Origin of the sequence: Paraglaciecola marina (genome assembly GCF_004360155.1) — a bacterium.
Classification (GTDB): Bacteria; Pseudomonadota; Gammaproteobacteria; order Enterobacterales; family Alteromonadaceae; genus Paraglaciecola; species Paraglaciecola marina.
The window spans coordinates 1-1659 of sequence record NZ_ML178734.1 but is presented as its reverse complement, the minus strand read 5'-3'; the positions used below and the strand labels follow the sequence as shown (position 1 = coordinate 1659).

The 1659-nt window shown below is 42.4% G+C and carries 2 protein-coding genes and 1 pseudogene; all 3 read left to right on the top strand.

What is annotated here, in order from left to right; genetic code table 11:
* A pseudogene (locus EOK74_RS21240) lies at positions 1-730 on the top strand (transposase); the annotation flags it as partial.
* Position 731: 1 nt separating this feature from the next.
* On the top strand, positions 732-995 hold a 264-nt coding region (locus EOK74_RS21010; RefSeq protein ID WP_239024032.1), incomplete at its 5' end, for a transposase.
* Positions 996-1211: 216 nt separating this feature from the next.
* Entirely contained in the window at positions 1212-1505 is a 294-nt protein-coding gene (locus EOK74_RS05985; RefSeq protein ID WP_133469021.1) for a hypothetical protein, read from the top strand.
* Positions 1506-1659 lie beyond the last annotated feature (154 nt).

Below are 1659 nucleotides of genomic sequence, written 5' to 3'. Positions count from 1 at the left end.
GGGTTATTGGGTAATGAATTGTTTGCAATTGATGGCTGTAAAATGTCATCTAACGCAGCGAAGGAATGGTCGGGTACGTTTAAGGATCTTGAAGAGAAGCGGGCTAAGCTTAAGCGTCAAATTCGTTATCACATGAGTGAGCATGAGAAGTTGGATAAAAGTGAAAGTGCTGACGAAGCTCGTAAACAACGAGCAGAGCAAGCCATTGAAACCTTGAATAAGGCGCACGATAAGATAGACCAATTTCTAAAGGCAGCCGAGCCACGGATGGGTAAAGGCAAACGTCCCAAGGAAGTGAAAAGTAACATTACCGACAATGAATCGGCCAAGATGACGACCAGTAAAGGGACGATTCAAGGTTACAATGGTGTAGCAACAGTGGATAAAAAGCACCAAGTGATAGTAGATGCGCAAGTGTTTGGCGAAGGACAAGAGCACCATACATTGCAGCCTGTTCTAGCGCATATTCAAGATAGGTTTAAACGGTTAGCCATTAGCGAAGATATATTGAAAGCCCAAACCATCATTACTGCCGATACTGGTTTCGCGAATGAGAAGAACATGGAGTATTTACATGATAATGACATCAACGCTTATATTCCAGACAATCAGTTCAGAAGCCGTGACCCTAAATTCAACGAGCAAAAAACCAAGTACGGAAAACGCCACCAAGACAAGAAAACCCGCAAGAAAACAGTATTCCAAGCTAGTGAGTTTAGCTTCGACCCAANCGACAAGTGTCCTTCAGGTTAGATAACAACAGGCCACCTACTTACACAGACTGGATGAAGCACAGGGTGGATAGCCCACAAGGCAAACAAATATACAGTCACCGGATGTCAGTAGTCGAACCTGTGTTTGGTAACATCGGCACCAACAAACAACTCAACCGTTTTAGCTTGAGAGGTAAAGATAAGGTACAAGGCCAATGGCACTTGTTCTGTTTGATACATAATATCGAGAAACTGAAGAATTACGGCCAGTTAGCGGCATAATTAGCCCACTTCAACCTACCTCAGAAACCCCTTCAAAACCCCATATTCAAGCCGACAAACCGCTCAACTCACTAATTACCTACTCTGCGTAAAAAACTTTGCAAAATACAATTGCCCAAGGCAAAGTTGTAAACATTATAAAATTAAAGAAAGCGGTGCGTAGAATTGTCAAAATCGACTTTTTCTACAGCCTCGTTATGCATCCAAGGAGAAGAAATGAAGACTGAGCATGGAAAAATTGAAGGTGATGTTGAAATAACATCTGCATTGAAGATGCACGGAATGTTTACTGGTAACGTAACCGTTAAAGAAGGCGGGTATTTGGTTCTTCACGGCATGGCAACTAAATCACTTTATGTTGAAACTGGAGCAGAAGTTGAAATCCTCGGTATGGTTTCGGGGGATGTTATAAACAATGGTGGCAAGCTATCAATTACAGGCTCAATATCTGGTCAGGTGGTCGAGCAGGCTGGTGAAACCACCATTGCTCAGGTTGCTTCAATTGGTTAATCAGCAATGCATAACAAAAAGCTGCACCTGACATTTTTTTCTACGCTCAATTGTGTATGTCGCGTAGCTCCATTTTACACAATTGCTCTCCGCAAAAACTGCAGGTGAGCTTGGCGTTATACGTTTATGAGATTACTTTTTGTTTCTATTGTCG

Excerpts from the sequence above, each read along its gene's own strand:
- EOK74_RS05985 (WP_133469021.1), top strand. The coding sequence starts at position 1,212 with ATGAAGACTGAGCATGGAAAAATTGAAGGTGATGTTGAAATAACATCT.